14 protein-coding genes are annotated in these 17,810 nt (G+C 68.9%); 6 read left to right on the forward strand and 8 right to left on the reverse strand.

All coding sequences use genetic code 11. From position 1 onward, the window contains the following. Positions 1-457: 457 nt before the first annotated feature. Together ASG87_RS00550 and ASG87_RS20725 are read right to left on the reverse strand one after the other, a co-directional pair. Positions 458-1,216 (reverse strand): NrdJb, encoded by a 759-nt coding sequence (locus tag ASG87_RS00550; protein ID WP_055999215.1) that lies wholly within the window; start codon positions 1,214-1,216, stop codon positions 458-460. Between the two features lie 202 nt (positions 1,217-1,418). Next, positions 1,419-1,685, reverse strand: coding sequence for a hypothetical protein (locus tag ASG87_RS20725; RefSeq protein WP_235499529.1), 267 nt, complete (start codon positions 1,683-1,685; stop codon positions 1,419-1,421). On the opposite strand from ASG87_RS20725, the gene ASG87_RS20730 reads away from it, so the two are divergent. Beyond that, complete coding sequence (locus ASG87_RS20730; RefSeq protein WP_235499530.1) at positions 1,669-1,998, forward strand: hypothetical protein; 330 nt, start codon at positions 1,669-1,671, stop codon at positions 1,996-1,998. The two genes, ASG87_RS20725 and ASG87_RS20730, sit on opposite strands and share 17 nt — an antisense overlap. A 27-nt stretch (positions 1,999-2,025) precedes the next feature. Here the strand turns inward: ASG87_RS20730 and ASG87_RS00560 are convergent, their stop codons facing one another. Next, a complete protein-coding gene (locus tag ASG87_RS00560; RefSeq protein WP_055999219.1) occupies positions 2,026-4,173 on the reverse strand; it encodes an adenosylcobalamin-dependent ribonucleoside-diphosphate reductase in 2,148 nt (715 codons plus the stop codon). A gap of 433 nt (positions 4,174-4,606) precedes the next feature. On the opposite strand from ASG87_RS00560, the gene ASG87_RS00565 reads away from it, so the two are divergent. The 5 genes from ASG87_RS00565 (at position 4,607) to ASG87_RS00585 (ending at position 11,691) form a co-directional block, all read left to right on the forward strand. Further along, on the forward strand, positions 4,607-5,920 hold the full coding sequence (locus ASG87_RS00565; RefSeq protein ID WP_235499548.1) for a Do family serine endopeptidase: 1,314 nt from the start codon (positions 4,607-4,609) through the stop codon (positions 5,918-5,920). Positions 5,921-6,147: 227 nt separating this feature from the next. Next, positions 6,148-7,527, forward strand: coding sequence for a substrate-binding domain-containing protein (locus ASG87_RS00570; protein WP_055999224.1), 1,380 nt, complete (start codon positions 6,148-6,150; stop codon positions 7,525-7,527). 5 nt (positions 7,528-7,532) lie between these two features. Then, on the forward strand, positions 7,533-8,228 hold the full coding sequence (locus ASG87_RS00575) for an HAD family hydrolase (protein ID WP_055999227.1): 696 nt from the start codon (positions 7,533-7,535) through the stop codon (positions 8,226-8,228). 111 nt (positions 8,229-8,339) lie between these two features. Beyond that, a complete protein-coding gene (locus ASG87_RS00580; RefSeq protein WP_055999230.1) occupies positions 8,340-9,719 on the forward strand; it encodes a leucyl aminopeptidase family protein in 1,380 nt (459 codons plus the stop codon). A 199-nt stretch (positions 9,720-9,918) separates the two neighbouring features. Beyond that, on the forward strand, positions 9,919-11,691 hold the full coding sequence (locus ASG87_RS00585; RefSeq protein WP_157510811.1) for a M1 family metallopeptidase: 1,773 nt from the start codon (positions 9,919-9,921) through the stop codon (positions 11,689-11,691). A gap of 470 nt (positions 11,692-12,161) precedes the next feature. Here ASG87_RS00585 and ASG87_RS00590 read toward each other — a convergent pair whose 3' ends face one another. The 5 genes from ASG87_RS00590 to ASG87_RS00610 form a co-directional block, all read right to left on the reverse strand. Further along, positions 12,162-14,408, reverse strand: a complete 2,247-nt coding sequence (locus ASG87_RS00590; RefSeq protein ID WP_055999236.1) for a carboxy terminal-processing peptidase — start codon at positions 14,406-14,408, stop codon at positions 12,162-12,164. An 8-nt stretch (positions 14,409-14,416) separates the two neighbouring features. Then, positions 14,417-15,427, reverse strand: coding sequence for a lipoyl synthase (gene lipA, locus ASG87_RS00595; protein ID WP_055999239.1), 1,011 nt, complete (start codon positions 15,425-15,427; stop codon positions 14,417-14,419). A 9-nt stretch (positions 15,428-15,436) separates the two neighbouring features. Further along, positions 15,437-16,087, reverse strand: coding sequence for a lipoyl(octanoyl) transferase LipB (gene lipB, locus ASG87_RS00600; protein ID WP_157510851.1), 651 nt, complete (start codon positions 16,085-16,087; stop codon positions 15,437-15,439). 158 nt (positions 16,088-16,245) lie between these two features. After that, positions 16,246-16,536 carry a DUF493 family protein gene (locus ASG87_RS00605; protein WP_055999245.1) on the reverse strand — a complete coding sequence of 97 codons (291 nt, stop codon included), beginning with the start codon at positions 16,534-16,536 and terminating at the stop codon, positions 16,246-16,248. Further along, entirely contained in the window at positions 16,536-17,789 is a 1,254-nt protein-coding gene (locus ASG87_RS00610) for a D-alanyl-D-alanine carboxypeptidase family protein (RefSeq protein WP_055999248.1), read from the reverse strand. The genes ASG87_RS00605 and ASG87_RS00610 overlap by 1 nt, the downstream gene beginning before the upstream one ends. Between the last annotated feature and the right edge of the window lie 21 nt (positions 17,790-17,810).

A 17,810-nucleotide genomic window follows, 5' to 3' on the forward strand; every position in this document is an offset into this window, starting at 1 on the left:
CCGCGCCGCCCTGATGCCGCGGAACCACGCCAGCCTTCGGTACCTTGCACCCTTGCCCCAGAATCCGTCATCCGCGGTATGGCGATCATCGCGCCGCCAGACCCTGCTGTTGCAGGTGTGAGGAAACATCGTGCGCCACCCGCGCTTGCTCACGGTCGCCCAACTCGTGCGGCAAACGAAGTACCTGCCGTATTGCGACCAGGTCGTGCAGCCAGCGCTCGGCCTTTGGCGCAACTGCGGCGGATGATGCAGGGTATGGAGCGTTCGGCCGCGACTGCGATCGACGCAAGTGCCTCAACCGCGCGTACAAGCCTCCATGCCCGTTGAGCCAAAACGAAGCCGGCACCAGGGCCGGCTTCATCATGGTCAAGAAAGCGCTTACGCGGCGCGGGTGAGACTTCGTGACTCTTCGCCGAAGCCTTGCGGGCGCCGGCCACGATGTCCACTTACGAGGAAATCACCCGCATTTGCTATAGCCGCAGTTGAGGCACGTCTGACACCCGTCCATCAACACCAGCGCCTGGGTATTGCACTTGGCGCACAGGGTGGCGCCCGGCGGGAAGCTGGAGGATTCGGGGGTGGAGGCTGCCGCGGTTGAATGGGCTCCCGCGGAAGCCGCGGTCACGTCAGTGCCTTTTTTTGCACCGGCCTGCTCGTAGGCGGCGCGCTTCTCGGCGATCAGGCGGCGGGTGGACTCGTCCATCTCCGGGTCGTGGATCAGCCCGATGTTCTTCATGTGCTGCTCGATCACCGCGCCGATCTCGGCGACGATGCTGGGCATGTAGATGCCGCCGGCCTTGAAGTAGCCGCCGCGCGGGTCGAACACGGCCTTCAGCTCCTCGACGATGAAGGTGACGTCGCCGCCCTTGCGGAACACGGCCGAGAGGATACGGGTGAGCGCCACGATCCACTGGAAGTGGTCCATGTTCTTCGAGTTGATGAAGATCTCGAAGGGGCGGCGCTGTTCGTACTTGGTGCCGGCGTTGAGCACGATGTCGTTGATGGTGACGTACAGCGCGTGCTCGAACAGCGGCGACTTGATCTTGAAGGTGGAGCCGACGAGCTGCTCGGGGCGCTCGACGCTCTCGTGCATCTGGATCACTTCGGCCATCGGCGGCTCTTTGGGCGCGATGGGTGCGGCGGCGGCCGGCGCGGCCTTGTCCTCGGGCTTGACGACGTTGTAGCCCTTGATCTTCTTTTCGATCTTGATCGCCATGGTTGTGTGCTTCTTCTGTGTCTTGGTTGGCGGATAAGTCGGCGCGCGCGGCGTTGGGTGGGTCTGATGGGCCTTGCCGCCTGGGCGGCGCTGGATTCCAGCCTTCGCTGGAATGACGGCGCGTCAAGAGGCCTGGGCCGGGTGGACGTTCCCGGAGAAAAGACAGCCGGCCCGGCCGAGCCGGGCCGGCTGCGTTCACGACTTACTTCTTGCGGGCGGCCTTCTTGGCGGCGGGCTTCTTCGCCGCCTTGACGCTCGCCTTCTTGCTGGCAGTGGACCTCTTGGCCGCCTTGGGAGCGGCCTTCTTCACGGCAGCCTTCTTGGCTGTCTTCTTCGGAGCGGCCTTCTTGGCCGTCTTCTTGCTGCTGACCTTCTTTGCGACCTTGGCGGCGGTCTTCTTCACCGCCTTCTTGGCGGAGGAAGCCTTCTTCGCCACCTTGCCGGCAACCTTCTTGGCGGCCTTCTTCACCGCCTTCTTGGCGGCGGCCGCCTTCTTCACCGCCTTCTTCGGCGCGGCCTTCTTGGCAGCGGCCTTCTTCACGGCCTTCTTGGCCGTCTTCTTGGCGGCGGCCTTCTTCGGCGCAGCCTTCTTCGCGGCGGCCTTCTTGGGAGCGGCCTTCTTCGCGGCCGGCTTCTTCCTGGCCGGTGCCTTCTTCGGCGCGGCCGGCGTCACCGCCGGTGCGGCCGCCGGCGCTTCGGGCGCGGCCGGCTTGGAGCTGTCTTTCACTTCGACTTCGGTATCGATGGACATGCGGGTGTTCCCCTCCGACGTTTGTTTTTGAACGTGCCGTCAGCGTGCTACGCGAGTGTCAGAACTTGCCGTAGTAGCCTTCCTTCAGGGCATCGAAGAGATTGGCGGCGGTGTGCATTTCGCCGTCGTACTCCACCTCTTCATTGCCCTTCAGTTCGATAACGCTACCGTCTTCCAGTTCGAAGCGGTAGAGGGTGCTTTCAAGGTCGGCTTCCTTCACCAGGACGCCCTGGAAGGCGGCGGGGTTGAACCGGAAGGTGGTGCACCCCTTGAGGCCCTGCTTGTAGGCGTAGAAGTAGATGTCCTTGAAGTCTTCGTAGGGGTAGTCGGTGGGCACGTTGGCGGTCTTGGAGATCGACGAATCGATCCACAACTGCGAGGCGGCCTGGATGTCCACGTGCTCCTTCGGGCTGATGTCGTCGGCGGCCACGAAGTACTCCGGCAGCTTGGCGGCCGGGTCGTCGGAGAACGGCAGCGCGTTGGCGTTGATGAGGGCGCGGTAGGCGAGCAGCTCGTAGCTGTAGACCTCGACCTTTTCCTTGGACTTCTTGCCCTCGCGGATCACGTTGCGCGAGTAGTGGTGGGCGAAGCTCGGCTCGATGCCGTTGGAGGCGTTGTTGGCCAGCGACAGCGAGATGGTGCCGGTGGGCGCGATCGAGCTGTGGTGGGTGAAGCGCGCGCCGGTCTCGGCGAGCTGCTCGACCAGGTTGGGCGCCACGGTGGCGATGCGCTGCATGTAGCGGCTGTACCTGGCATGCAGCACGCGGCCGGGGATGGCATCGCCGACCTTGTAGCCGTCCTTCGCCATTTCCGGGCGCTTGCGCAGCATGTCGCCGGTGACCGTGAACTCCTTGGCGAGGATCGGCGCCGGGCCCTTCTCCCTGGCGAGGTCGAGCGCGACCTCCCAGCCGGCCACCGCCATCTCGCGGGAGACGTCCTCGGTGAAGGCCACCGCCTGCTCGGTGCCGTAGCGCATCTTGAGCATGGTGAGGGTGGAGCCCAGGCCCAGGAAGCCCATGCCGTGGCGGCGCTTGCCCATGATCTCGTCGCGCTGCTGCTGCAGCGGCAGGCCGTTGATCTCCACCACGTTGTCGAGCATGCGGGTGAACACCTTGACCACCTCGCGGTACTCGTCCCAGTCGAAGCGGGCCTTGGGGCCGAACGGGTCGCGCACGAAGGTGGTGAGGTTGACCGAGCCGAGCAGGCACGAGCCGTACGGCGGCAGCGGCTGCTCGCCGCAGGGGTTGGTGGCGCGGATGTGCTCGCACCACCAGTTGTTGTTCATCTCGTTGACCTTGTCGATCAGGATGAAGCCGGGCTCCGCGTAGTCGTACGTGGAGACCATGATCATGTCCCACAGGTGCCGCGCGCGGATGTGGCCGTAGACCTTGCAGGCGACCAGGCCGTCCTCGCGCTCGACGTAGTTCTCGTGGGTGGGCCACTCGCGCCAGACCACCTTGGCGGGGTCGTCCAGGTCCAGCTCACCCTGCTCCTTCACGTGGATCGGGAACACCAGCGGCCAGTCCTGGTCGTGCTCCACCGCCTGCATGAAGCCGTCGGTGATCAGCAGCGACAGGTTGAACTGGCGCAACCGGCCGTCCTCGCGCTTGGCGCGGATGAATTCCTTGGCGTCCGGGTGGCTGATGTCGAAGGTGCCCATCTGCGCGCCGCGGCGGCCGCCGGCGGACGACACGGTGAAGCACATCTTGTCGTAGATGTCCATGAACGACAGCGGGCCGCTGGTGTAGGCGCCGGCGCCGGACACGTACGCGCCGCGCGGGCGCAGCGTGGAGAATTCGTAGCCGATGCCGCAGCCGGCCTTCAGGGTGAGGCCGGCCTCGTGCACCTTCTCCAGGATGTCGTCCATGGAGTCGCGGATGGTGCCCGAGACGGTGCAGTTGATCGTGCTGGTGGCGGGCTTGTGCTCCAGCGCGCCGGCATTGGAGGTGATGCGGCCGGCCGGGATCGCGCCGCGGCGCAGCGCCCACAGGAAGCGCTCGTTCCAGTGCTCGCGCAGCTCCGGCGTGGCCTCCACGTCCGACAGCGCGCGCGCGACGCGCTGGTAGGTGCCGTCGACGCTGGCGTCGACCGGCTCGCCCTGCTTGTTCTTCAGGCGGTACTTCTTGTCCCAGATGTCATACGACGCGGGTTGCAGCGGAATGTCCACGGCGTCTCGGCTCACGGCTGGTGCACGCACGGTGCTCATCGGTTTCCTGACCTCCGGCCTCACGGCCCCGATTTGTTGTTCGATGAAACCGCCCTTCAACCTCGATCATCGACTGCACCGCGCGGGAGCGTGGCTCCCTTTCCAGGCAATTCGTCCGAGTGATTGCCCGACTGCGTCATCCCTCCCCCAGGGATGTCCTGCCGATACCAACACTTGGGTGGAAGCCCGACGGGCACACACAAGATGTTGTGGTTGCGAACGGATAGGCAAGGTACCGCCCGGGCCTGTCGATGTAAAGTCTTTCCGGCGCGAAAATCGGCCCGGAACTGCGGCGGCGCCGCACGAGTCGAACGAGCGCCCTTTCCGCCCTTCCTCGGAGGATTCCATGCCACAGCTACCCCACCTTTTCAGCCTGCGGCGGCCGCGCGCGCGCTGGCTCGCCGCGGCGCTGGCCGTGCTGACGGTCGGCGCCATGCCGGCTCCGGGCCTCGCGGCGCTGCCGCCGGCGGTCGGCGCGCAACCGCTGCCGTCGCTGGCGCCGATGCTGGAAAAGGTGACCCCGGCCGTGGTGAACATCTCCACCAAGACGCGCGTGCGGGTACGCGACCCCTACTTCGACGACCCGATGTTCCGCCAGTTCTTCGGCCTGCCCGGCACCCCGCGCGAGCGCGTCGAGCAGAGCCTGGGCTCGGGCGTGATCGTGGACGCCGCCAAGGGCTACGTGCTGACCAACAACCACGTGGTCGGCGGCGCCGACGACATCAGCGTGACCCTGCAGGACGGCCGCACCCTGAAGGGCAAGCTGATCGGCACCGACCCGGACACCGACGTGGCGGTGGTGCAGATCCCCGCCACCGGCCTCAAGGCGCTGCCGCTGGCCGATTCGTCGACGCTGCGCGTGGGCGATTTCGTGGTGGCGGTAGGCGACCCGTTCGGGCTGGGGCAGACGGTGACCTCGGGCATCGTCTCGGCACTGGGCCGCTCCGGCCTGGGCGGCTCGGGCTACCAGAACTTCATCCAGACCGACGCCTCGATCAACCCCGGCAATTCCGGCGGCGCGCTGGTGAACCTGCGCGGCGAGCTGGTCGGCATCAACACGATGATCTTCTCGCCGTCGGGCGGCAACGTCGGCATCGGCTTCGCCATCCCCACCCGGATCACCAGCGAGGTGATGCAGCAGTTGATCGCCCACGGCAAGGTGCGCCGCGGCAGCCTCGGCGTGCAGGCGCAGGACATCACCCCGCGGATCGCCCGGATCCTCGGCGTGAAAGCCGACAGCGGCGTGGTGGTGACCCAGGTCGCCACCGGCTCGGCCGCCGAGGCCGCCGGCCTGCAGCCGGGCGACGTGATCGGCGCGATCGACGGCAAGCGGCTGCGCAGCGCCGACGACCTGCGCAACGCCGAGGGCCTGCTGCCGCTGGGCAGCACGCTCAAGCTCGACGTGCTGCGCGACGGCAAGACCCGCAGCGTGAGCGCCACGCTGACCCCGGAGAAACTCGCCACGCTCGATGGCGGCCGGCTGGACCCGCGCCTGGCGGGCGTGAGCTTCAGCGACCTGCCGCAGCAGCTTCGCGGCCAGGGCATCGCCGGCGTCGCGGTGAGCGCGGTGGGCAGCCGCAGCCGCGCCGCGCTGGCCGGGCTGCAGGCGAACGACGTGGTGATCGGGGTGGGCAACCGCCGCGTCACCAGCCTGCGCGAGCTGCAGGCGCTGGCCGGCGCGCGGCCGCGGCAACTGGTGCTGGTGGTCGCCGACGACGACGGCGCGCACTACGTGGTCGTGCAGTAAGCAAGCTGAACGAAGCCGCGCGCGGCGCCGCGGATGGCCCCGATCCGTGACGCCGCGCACGCCCTCGCCAGTGCGGCAGCGCACACCCGGGGCACTTCCTTAACGCCAACCCATCCGCGTGCTTGATGTTTTGCCCCCGGCCCGATGAAATGCGGGACTAGAAGTCGCATGCACGCCCGATCGGCGGCACGCCCAACGCCATCCATGAATCGGGGTCTTCCAGCATCATGTCCGTCCGCCTTGCCCGCCTGCTCTGCGTTGCGCTGATCGGCACCTGCCTCAGCACGTCCGCGTTCGCCAAAACCAAGCACCGCACCAAGGCGCCCGCCGCGCCCAAGGGGCCGACCCTGGTCTGGCGCGGCGACGTCACCACCGCCCGCGGCGTGGTCGGCGACGTGGCGGCCGTCTGGGAGAAAGCGGGCCACGGCCGCATCGAGCTGCAATCGTTCAACACCGCCTCGGGCCTGGACGCGGTCGCCAAGGGCACCGCCGACCTCGCCGGCGCCGCGCGCGGCAGCGACCACAGCGCCGCCGACAGCAGCCTCAGCTTCACCCCGGTGGCCTGGGACGGCCTGGTGATGATCGCGAATCCGTCCAATCCGGTCAGCAACCTCACCCTGAAGCAGTTGCACGACATCTACTACGGCAAGATCACCAACTGGAGCGAGGTCGGCGGCAACAACGAGCCGATCGACCTGGTTGCGGTGGCCAGCCCGGGCGACGGCGTGGAATACAGCCTGCGCCGCCTGCTGTTCGGCCGCGGCAACCAGCCGGTGGCCGCGCCGCGCCTGTACGTCAATACCTCCAAGCTGGAGGAAGGCATCGCGCTGGATACCAAGGGCCTGGGCGTGACCACGCTGTCGGGCGTGTCCGGCAACGGCAAGGTCAAGCTGATCAAGATCAACGGCACCGCGCCGAGCGTGGCCAACGTCGCCGACGGCAGCTACGTGCTGTTCACCCCGCTCTACCTGGTGACCAACCCGAACAGCCCGAACGCGGCGAAGGCGCAGGAATTCATCGACTTCATGTCCACCGACCCGGCCAAGGCCGCGCTGCGCCGGCATGCCGTGCTGCCGTTCGACGACGGCGCGGCACTGGTTTCGCTGGACGGCCCGCGCCGCGCCAAGATCCTCGCCGAGGTCGGCGCCAGGGCGGCGCCGGAACCGTCCACGCCGATCGCCGCCCCGGGCGCCACCTACGCGTCGCGCGCCGCGGTGGCGCCGACCTCGGAGCGCACGCTGGAAGCGAAGCGGGCGCTGGACAAGGCCAAGGACGAGAAGGCCGCCGCCGAGGCCGCCGCCGAGGCCGCCGCCGCGGTGGCGGAAAAGGCCAGCCTGAAGAACGTGCGCGGCGACGCCACCACGGTCGACACCGCCGCTGCGCACGGCAAGGACTTCGCCAAGGTCTCCGCCAGCGCGAACGTCGCGGCCGCCGCCCCGGCCAAGCCGGCTGCCACGGCCGACGGCACCTACAAGGTAGCCAAGGGCGACACGCTGTCCTCGATCGCGCGCAAGCATTCGGTGGACGTGGCCGACCTGCGCGCCTGGAACAACCTCAAGGGCGACCAGCTCAAGCTCGGCCAGACGCTGCGCCTCAGCGCCCGCTGAGCCGCGTGCGGATCCTCGCGCTGACGCTGGACCTGGACGACACCCTGTGGCCGGTGCTGCCGGCCCTGGAACGCGCCGACAGCGACGTCGACGCCTACCTGCGCCGGCACCATCCCGACGTGGCGCAACGCTGGCCGATCCCGGCGATGCGCGCCCTGCGCGCGCAGATCGCCGCCGAGCGGCTCGATCTCGCGCACGATTTCACCGCCCAGCGCCATCTCACGATGCGGCATGCGTTCGCCGCCTGCGGCATCGCCGAGGCGCCGGTCGAGGCGCTGTGGGAGATCTACTTCGCCGCGCGCAACCGCGTCGAGCTGTATCCCGACGCGCTGCCCGCGCTCGAGCGGATCGCCGCGCGCTGGCCGGTGGCCAGCCTCACCAACGGCAACGCCGACCTGCGGCGGATCGGCCTGCACGCCCACTTCGCCTACCAGGTCTGCGCGCGCGACACCGGCGCGGCGAAGCCGGACGCGCGCATCTTCCGCGCCGCCGCCGACCTGCTCGGTGAGCCGCCGGGACACATCCTGCACGTCGGCGACGATCCCGAGCTGGACGTGCTCGGCGCCCGCGCCGCCGGCCTGCGCACCGCCTGGATCAACCGCGGCGGCCAATCCTGGCCGGAGGCGCTCGGCGCGCCACCGGACCTCGACCTGCCCGACCTGGCCGCCCTCGCCGACTGGCTCGACGCGCAGGCGGCCTGAGCGTCCGCAGCGCGCCCCCGCGTTTGGAATCGGGCCGCCAAAGAGCGCATCATGGGCGACTGCGCAGGCCCCGGCGCTGACGGGGACCACGCCACCGACGCAAGGAGCCCCATGTCCGCCCTGATCGAACGCCAGGCCAGCGATCGCCACAGCATCGCGATCGAGACCACCTCCGCCGCGCACTACGCCGCCACCCGGCGGCGGCTGACCGCGCCGCAACGCCGCTGGCTGGCCGACAGCGGCTTCGAGGCGGCGCCGGGCAGCTTCGCCCTGCTCGCCGACGCGAACGGCAAGCTGGTGCGCGTGCTGGCCGGCGTCGATCCGCACGATCCGCTCGCCGCGCTGGCGGCGCTGCCGATGGCCCTGCCCGAGGCCACCTACCACCTCGCCGGCGAAGGCGCGCTCGCCGACCGTCGCCAGGCCGCGCTGGGCTGGGCGCTCGGCGCCTACCAGTTCACCCGCTACCGCAAGGCCCGGCGCGCGCCCGCGCGCCTGGCCGTGCCGGCCGACGAGCTGCAGGCGCTGCTGCCGCTGGTCGAGGCCACCGCGCTGGTCCGCGACCTGGTCAACACGCCCACCGAGGACATGGGCCCGAAGCAACTGGCCGAGGCGGTGAAGCAGCTCGGCAAGCAGCACCGGGCGAAGGTGCGCGAATGGGCCGGCGACGAGCTGCTGAAGGCGAATTTCCCGACCATCCACGCGGTCGGCCGCGCCAGCCACCGGGCGCCGCGGCTGGTCGAGCTGGCATGGGGCAAGGCCGGCGACCCGAAGCTGGTGATCGTCGGCAAGGGCGTGTGCTTCGACACCGGCGGGCTCGACCTGAAGCCCGCCGACGGCATGCGCAACATGAAGAAGGACATGGGCGGCGCCGCCCATGCGATCGCCCTGGCCGGGCTGGTGATGCGCGCGAAGCTTCCGGTGCGGCTGACCCTGCTGATCCCCGCGGTGGAGAACGCGGTGGCCGGCAACGCGATGCGCCCGGGCGAGGTCGTCACCACCCGCGCCGGCCACACCGTGGAGATCGACAACACAGACGCCGAGGGGCGGCTGGTGCTGTGCGACGCGATCGCCTACGGCGTCGAGCAGCAGCCGGATCTGGTGGTCGATTTCGCCACGCTCACCGGCGCCGCGCGCGTCGCGCTCGGCCCGGACCTGCCGGCGCTGTTCGGCAACCGCGACGACCTGGCCGAAGCCGTGCTGGCCTCCGGCCGCGCGGTGAACGACCCGCTGTGGCGGCTGCCGCTGTGGCGCCCCTACCGCAAGCTGCTCGACTCGGCGGTCGCCGACTTCGCCAATGCCGGCCCCTCGCGCCATGCGGGCGCGATCACCGCCGCACTGTACCTGGAACGCTTCGTGCCGGACGGCACGCCGTGGCTGCACCTGGACACCTACGCCTGGAACGACGCCGACCGCCCGGGACGCCCGCGCGGCGGCGAGGCGCTGGGCCTGCGCGCGTTCTTCGCCTTCCTGCAGCAACGCTACGGCCGCTGAGCTGGGGAACCCCGGCCCGCGCCCCGGAAACGGCCCCTGCCCTGCCGGGCAGGGACCGCTGCGGCCGGAATCCTGTCCGCGAGCGCAGGCGGAGCGGCTCCCGCAAGGCCGGCGGCCCTCCGGGCATGACTTCTGGCGCAGTCGCGGCGGCGACCGAGGTTGCATGCTGAGCGACTGCCCCACCGTCGGAGATCCTCCCGTGCGCCATCGCCTGAAACTCCTCGCCCTCGGCACCGCCATCGGCCTCGCCTGCAGCGCCGGCGCCTGGGCGGCCAAGCCCGCCGCGCCGGCCCAGCCGGAACTGACCGCGCTGACGCGCGACTCCGGCGGCACCATGCCGGCCGAGCAGAAGCGGCTGCACTTCGACCATGCCGAGCTGCACTTCGGCATCGACGCTGCAAAGCAGAGCATCGAAGCCACCGCCACGCTGAGCTTCACCGCCAAGGCAGCCACCGACGTGCTGCTGCTGGACCTGGACCGCAACCTGGCGATCCGCGACGTCGCGCTGGACGGCAAGCCGCTGGCGCGCAGCGCCTGGAGCAATCCGGACGGCCGCCTGCGCATCCAGTTGCCGGCGATGCTCGCCGCCGGCGGCAAGGTGCAGGCCACCGTGCGCTACGGCGGCAAGCCGCACGTGGCGAAGAAGGCGCCGTGGGACGGCGGCTTCGTCTGGAGCCATACCGACGACGGCCAGCCGTGGGTCGCCAGCGCGGTCGAAGGCGAGGGCTGCGACCTGTTCTGGCCGTGCATCGACCAGCCCACCGGCGAGCCGGACCTGGTCGACACCTACGTCACCGTGCCGAAGGGCTTGGCCGCGCCCGGCAACGGCGTGCTGGTCGGCATCACCGACGAGGGCGACAAGCACACCTACCACTGGCGCGCCAAGCACCCGGACACCTACGCGATCACCATCAACGTCGGCCCGTTCGAGCTGCTGAAGGGCGACTACGCCAGCCGCTACGGCAACACCATCCCGATGGAGTTCTGGTACCTGCGCGGCCACGAGAAGCAGGCGCAGGGCCTGTTCGCCGAGTTCCCGCGCATGCTCGACTTCTTCGAGCAGCAGATCGGCCCCTACCCGTTCGGCGACGAGAAGATGGGCGTGGTGGAAACCCCGCACCTGGGGATGGAGCACCAGACCATCAACGCCTACGGCAACGGCTACCGCAAGGACGGCTACGGCTTCGACTGGCTGCTGCAGCACGAGTTCGCGCACGAGTGGTTCGGCAACCAGGTGACCAACACCGACTGGGACGACATGTGGATCCACGAGGGCTTCGGCACCTACATGCAGCCGCTGTACGGCCAGTACCTCAGCGGCGACATGGACTACTTCGCGATGCTGCACACCGAGCGCCTGTCGCTGAAGAACGCCTACCCGATCGTGTCCGGCCACAGCCAGACCGAGGCGCAGGTGTACGACGCCGAGCACGGCCCCGGCAACGACATCTACTACAAGGGCTCGCTGATGCTGCACTCGCTGCGGCAACTGATCGGCGACAAGGCTTTCTTCGAGACCGTGCGCCGGCTGGTTTACGGCCGGCCCGACCCGAAGCCGGGCAACTTCAGCCCGCGCTACGCCACCACCCGCGACTACATCGACATCGTGAACCAGGTGACCGGGCGCGACCTGTCCTGGTTCTTCGACGTCTACCTATACGACTCGGCCCTGCCCAAGCTGGAGACCGCCCGGCACGGCGACACCCTCGACCTGCGCTGGACCACCCAGCACGGCAAGCCGTTCCCGCTGCCGGTGGAGGTGCAGGTGGGCGACACGCTGCAGGTCGTGCCGATGACCGGCGGCGCCGGCTCGCTGAAGGTGCCGGCCGGCAGCCTGATGATCATCGACCCGCGCTCCAAGCTGCTGCGCGACGATCCGAAGATCGACGCCTACCGGGCGTGGGCGAAGGAGCAGTTCGCGGCGAAGGCCAAGGCGCAGACCAAGGCCGAGGCGAAAAGCGCAGGGAACTGACGCGACCCAGGCGAAAGGCCGCCGGCGCCCCGGCCCGGCGGCTTTCGCCTGCCGTTCCCGCAGGGTGTTTCCGGTACGGGGGAATCCGGGGCTTTCGGAGGCGCTGGATTCCAGCTTTCGCTGGAATGACGTCTCGCGTCTTTTCTCGCCGTCCGGTTTTCCCGGTTTCCTGCCCCGCCTCGTCTCCTGCCTTGCCTCGAACTTGCCGATCCCTCGATCTTCCTGATCCTTCGAGCCAGCTGGGTCCTCGATCTACCCGCAGGGTCGACCCTGCCGTCCGGTCTTTCCGGTGGACCGGTTTTTCCTGATCGCCCGATCTTCCCCGGTTGCCTGGGGCTTCCCGTCGCCGGCCACGATGACGCACCGCGCGCTACTGCCGCGGCGACGGCACACCGCGCGCTCTTGCCGCATCGCCCATGAAAAAACCGGCGCAAGGCCGGTTTTTTCATGGGACGGCGAAGGCCCGCGGCTCAGTGCGCGGCGGCCGGGTGCGGCGCGGGTTCCGCGGGCGGGGTCACCGCCGCGGTGGTGGAGAACTTGCCGCCGTACGGCAGCACCTCGGCGGCCAGCTTCGGGTCGGCCTTGATCAGGCCGATGGCGTCGAACAGGATGTGCGCGGTTTCCTGCAGTTGCGGGTCGCGCGCCTTCTTCGCTTCCTTCTCCTGCTTCAGCTCGGACTTCAGGCTGCGCTCGTTCGGATTGAGGCCGTCGTCGAGGCCGGATTCGTCGCTGGCGAGCGAGCCGTCGGTGCCGTCGATCGCCTTGTGGCGGGCGCGGAAGCTGGCCTGCAGCGCGTCCTGCTGCTTGCGCTCGGCCTCGCGCTTGGCGAAGTTCAGCGAGATCGAGGTCATGTCGCGCATCTTCCGGTACTGCGCCAGTTCGTCGAGCATCAGCTTCCACGCCGGCGACTTCGCCACGCGCGCGTCGTGCTTCTCCTGCAGTTGCGGCAGGTAGGCCTTGAGGTCGGCCACCGGCTTGTAGTCGGCCGGGGCGATCTGCGTCCACGGCAGCGCGTTGTCGTAGGTGGACTCGCCGAAATCCTTCTCGTCGCCGTTCTTCGGGAACTGGATGTCCGGGGTCACGCCCTTGAGCTGGGTCGAGCCGCCGTTGATGCGGAAGAACTCGGCGATCGTCATCTTCAGTTCGCCCAACTGCGGCTTCTCGCCGTCGCCCTGGGCGAAGCGGTCGAGGTCGACCAGGTTCTGCACGGTGCCCTTGCCGAAGGTCGGCTCGCCGACGATCAGGCCGCGGCCGTGGTCCTGGATCGCCGCGGCGAAGATCTCCGAGGCCGAGGCCGAGCCGCGGTTGACCAGCACCGCCAGCGGGCCGCTCCAGGCCATGCCCTGCTCGTCGTCGCCCTGCGCCTCGACCTGGCCGCGCGCGTCGCGCACCTGCACCACCGGGCCGGTGTCGATGAACAGGCCGGTCAGCTCGTTGGCCTCGGCCAGCGAGCCGCCGCCGTTGTTGCGCAGGTCCACCACCACGCCCTGCACGCCGTCGGCCTTCAGCTCGCCGAGCAGCTTGGCGACGTCGCGGGTGGCGCTCTTGAAGTTCTTGTCGCCCTCGCGGCGCGCGCCGAAGTCGGAATAGAAGGTGGGCAGGTCGATCACGCCGATCTTGCGGCTGACGTCGCCGTCCTTGATCTCGATCACCTTCTTCTTGGCCGCCTGCTCCTCGATGCTGACCTTCTTGCGCACCAGGGTCACCACCTCGTGCTTGCCGTCCAGGCCGACGTCGGCCGGCAGGATCTCCAGCCGCACCGTGGTGTCCTTCTTGCCGCGGATCTTGTTGACCACGTCGTCGAGGCGCCAGCCGATCACGTCGGTCATCGGGCCGTCGGTGCCCTGCCCGATCGCCACGATGCGGTCGCCGACGTGGATCTTGCCGGACTTGGCCGCCGGGCCGGCCGGCACCACCTCGCGGATCTGGGTGTACTCGTCGCGCGCCTGCAGCACCGCGCCGATGCCTTCCAGCGACAGCTTCATGGAGATGTCGAAGTTCTCGGCCATGCGCGGGCCGAGGTAGTCGGTGTGCGGGTCGGTGGTCTCGGCGTAGGCGTTCATGAAGGTCTGGAACGCGTCCTCGCCGTCGAGCTGGCGCACCCGCTCGATGTAGCCGGCGTAGCGCTTGTCCAGCGTCTTGCGGATCTCGTCGTCGTTCTTGCCGGCGAGCTTCAGGCGCAGCCAGTCGTTCTTGGTGCGCTTGCGCCACAGGTCGTCCAGCTCGGCCTGGTCCTTCGGCCAGTCGGCCTTCTTGCGGTTGTAGTCGTAGCTTTCGTCCTTGTCGAAGTCGAAGCCCTTCTTCAGCAGCTCGCGCGCGTAGCTCATGCGCTCGACCGCGCGCTGCACGTACAGGTTGAACACCGAGAACGGCGCGGACAGGTCCTTGTTCCAGATCGCGTCGTCGAGCTTGGTCTTCAGCGGCTCGAACTTCGCCATGTCGGCCTGGGTGAAGAACACCTTCTCGCCGTCGAGCTGGTCGAAGTACGCCTTGTAGATGCGCTCGGACATCGCGTCGTCGAGCGGTTTGGCGTCGTAGTGGAAGCGGGTGAGGAAGCGCGCCGACAACTGCGCGGCGTCGGCCTGGACGGCGTCCGGCTTCAGCGGCAGCGAAGAGGCCTTGCGCCCGCCGCCGGCCCCGAGGTCGTCGGCCGATTGCGCGTGCGCGCAGGTCAGGGTGAAGGCCAGCAGCAGGGCGAACGTGGGGCGCAGGGTCATGGATGCTCTCAGGCGTGCTCGGTGACGCCGGCCGCGTGGGCCTGCAGGTCGGCGTGATAGGACGATCGCACCAGCGGGCCGGAGGCGACGTGATGGAAACCCATCGCCTCGCCGGCCTCGCGCAATGCCTCGAATTCTTCCGGCGTCCAGTAGCGCACGACCGGATGATGGTGCGGCGTGGGCTGCAGGTACTGGCCGATGGTGATCATCTCGACGTCATGGGCGCGTAAATCGCGCAGCGTCTCGAGCACCTGTTCGTGGGTCTCGCCGAGGCCGAGCATGATGCCGGACTTGGTCGGCACCGACGGGTGCTGCGCCTTGAAGCGCTTGAGCAGGTCCAGCGACCACTGGTAGTCGGCGCCCGGGCGCACCTCGCGGTACAGGTGCGGCACGGTTTCCAGGTTGTGGTTGAACACGTCCGGCGGGAAGTCCCTGAGCACGTCCAGCGCGCGCTCCATGCGGCCCTTGCCGCGGAAGTCCGGGGTGAGGATCTCGATCTTGATGCTGGGGCTGGCGTGGCGCACCGCGCGGATGCAACTGGCGAAGTGCTCGGCGCCGCCGTCGCGCAGGTCGTCGCGGTCCACCGAGGTGATCACCACGTACTTCAAACGCATGTCGCGGATGGTCTCGGCCAGCCGCGCCGGCTCCAGCGGGTCCGGCGGCTGCGGGCGGCCGTGCGCGACGTCGCAGAACGAGCAGCGCCGGGTGCACACCTCGCCCAGGATCATGAAGGTGGCGGTGCCCTTGCTGAAGCACTCGTGGATGTTCGGGCAACTGGCTTCCTCGCACACCGTCACCAGCGCGTTCTCGCGCAGGCGCGCCTTGAGCTGCTGCACGGCGTTGCCCTGCGGCAGCCGCACGCGGATCCAGCTCGGCTTGCGCAGGGCCGGCGCGGTGGTGTCGAAGCCGGCGCGGTTCAGCGCGATCTTGTCGTTGCCGAGCTGCTTTTCGCCGGCCGGCGCGCCGCTGACGACGCTGATCGGGATGACCTTGGGGGAAGATGTGGCGATTTCGCTCATGTAGGCAGCTCAGACCGCTACGCGAGCGGGGAGTTCGGGAAGGACGGGAGCGGCCGGCTCGGCATCGAACCCGAACTGGCGGCAGAACTCGCCGATCAGCGCGTCTTCGACGTCCGCCAGCTGCGACGGACCGCCCAAGTCTAGCACCTGCGTGACCGCCAAACCCTTGTAGCCGCAGGGGTTGATCCGGCCGAACGGCTCCAGGTCCATGGCCACGTTGAAGGCCAGCCCGTGGAAACTGCAGCCGCGGCGCACGCGCAGCCCCAGCGCGGCCACCTTGGCGCCGCCCACGTAGACGCCGGGGGCGCCCTCCAGCCGCTCGGCCGCGATGGCCCAGTGCGCCAGCGTATCGATCAGCGCCTGCTCGATCCGGTGCACCAGCTCGCGCACCCCGACCCCGGCCCGGCGCAGGTCGATCAGCGGGTAGCCGACGATCTGGCCGGGGCCGTGGTAGGTCACCTGGCCGCCGCGGTCCACCGGCACCACCGGGATCTCCCCCGGCGCCAGCACGTGCTCCATCTTGCCGGCCTGGCCCAGGGTGAACACCGGGTCGTGCTCCAGCAGCCACAGCTCGTCGACGGTGTCCGGGCCGCGCGCATCGGTGAACGCACTCATCGCCTTCCAGGTCGCCTCGTAGGGCTGGCGGCCGAGGCGGCGGATCTTGAGGGGAAGGGAATGGGGAATCGGGAATCGGGAATCGGTGTTCACGGCATGACCAGGTTGACTGGGAACGAGTGGAGCAATGGAGCAAGCATGACTCTACAAATGGCGACTCTTTTCCTATTCCCCATTCCCGATTCTCGATTCCCTGCTCCCACTCACATCGTGTAACGGATGTCCGGGTCGGCGCGCAGCGCGTGATGGGCCGACTCGTACTGCTCGCGGCTGTCGCAGTGGAAGCTCACCGTGACCGAGACGAAGTTGCCGGCGCCGGACTGGCGGTGCCGCACGGTCTCGTGCAGCACGCGCAGCCCCACGCGCTCCAGCAACTGGGGCACGTGGGTCGGCAGGTTGGCGCTGGCGTTGCCCACCGCGGTGATCTCGAACTCGCCGGGGAACTGGAAGCCCTTGCCTTCCTGCTTCGCCTTGCTGAAATCGATCGGCTGCATCACTTCGCGTCCGCGGCCTTGGCCGGCGCCTCGGCATCGGCCTTCTTGTCGCTGTGGAACCACAGCAGGATGGAATCCCAAAGCCGCGCGAAGAAGCCGCCCTGCGGCGCCTCGGCCAGCGCCACCAGCGGCACGCTCTGCACCGGCTGGCCGTCCAGCGTGATGCGCAGCGTGCCCACCTGCTGGCCCTTCTTGAACGGCGCGATCAGGGTGGCCGGGATGTCCATGGTGGCCTTGAGCTTGTCGTAGTCGCCGCGCTTGACGGTGACCAGCACGTTCTCGTTGACGCCGATCGGCAACTGGTTGGCATCGCCCTTCCACAGGCGCGGCGTGGCCAGCGGCTTGCTGCTGTCGTACAGCTTGTGCGTCTCGTAGAAGCGGAAGCCGTAGTTGAGCAGGGCCAGCGCCGAATCGGCGCGCGCCTTCTCGCTGCTGGCGCCCATCACGATCGCGATCATGCGCGCCTCGCCCTGCTTGGCCGAGGCGGCCAGGCAGTAGCCGGCGGCGGCGGTGTGGCCGGTCTTGATGCCGTCGACGGTCTGGTCGCGCCACAGCAGGGTGTTGCGGTTGTGCTGCTTGATGCCGTTCCACTCGAACTCCTTCACCGCGGAGATCGCGTAGTCCTCGGGGAAGTCGTGGATCAGCGAGCGCGACAGGATCGCGACGTCGTGCGCGGTGGTGTAGTGATTCGCGATCGGATAGCCCGACGCATTCTCGAAGTTCGAGTTGACCATGCCCAGCTGCTTGGCATAGGCGTTCATCAGGTTGGCGAAGGCCGATTCGGAACCGGCGGTGTGCTCGGCCAGCGCGATCGCCGCGTCGTTGCCGGACTGGATGATCATGCCGTACAGCAGGTCCTTCAGCGGCACCTGGCTGTTGAGCTTGAGGAAGCTGGTGGAGCCGTCGGTGCCGGCGCCGCCGCCGCGCCAGGCGTTCTCGCTGATGGTCACCGGGTCGGTCATGTGGACCTTGCCGTTGGCGACCTCGGCCGAGACCACGTAGTCGGTCATCACCTTGGTGATCGAGGCCGGCTCGACGCGCAGGTCGGGATCCTTCGAGGCGAGGATCTGGCCGGTGGCGTAGTCCATCAGCACCCAGCTCTTGCCGTCCACGTCCGGCGGCGGCGGCACCGGCGCCTCAGGCACCACGGGGCGCGGCACGACCGGGCGCGGCGGCGTCTGCTGGGCGAAGGCGGCGCCGGCGACCAGCGCGGCGACGGCAAGCGAGGAGAAGGTACGGCGGAAAAAGCTCATCGTTGGGTCCAATCCAGTCTC

The organism is Frateuria sp. Soil773, assembly GCF_001428405.1.
Classification (GTDB): Bacteria; Pseudomonadota; Gammaproteobacteria; order Xanthomonadales; family Rhodanobacteraceae; genus LMSL01.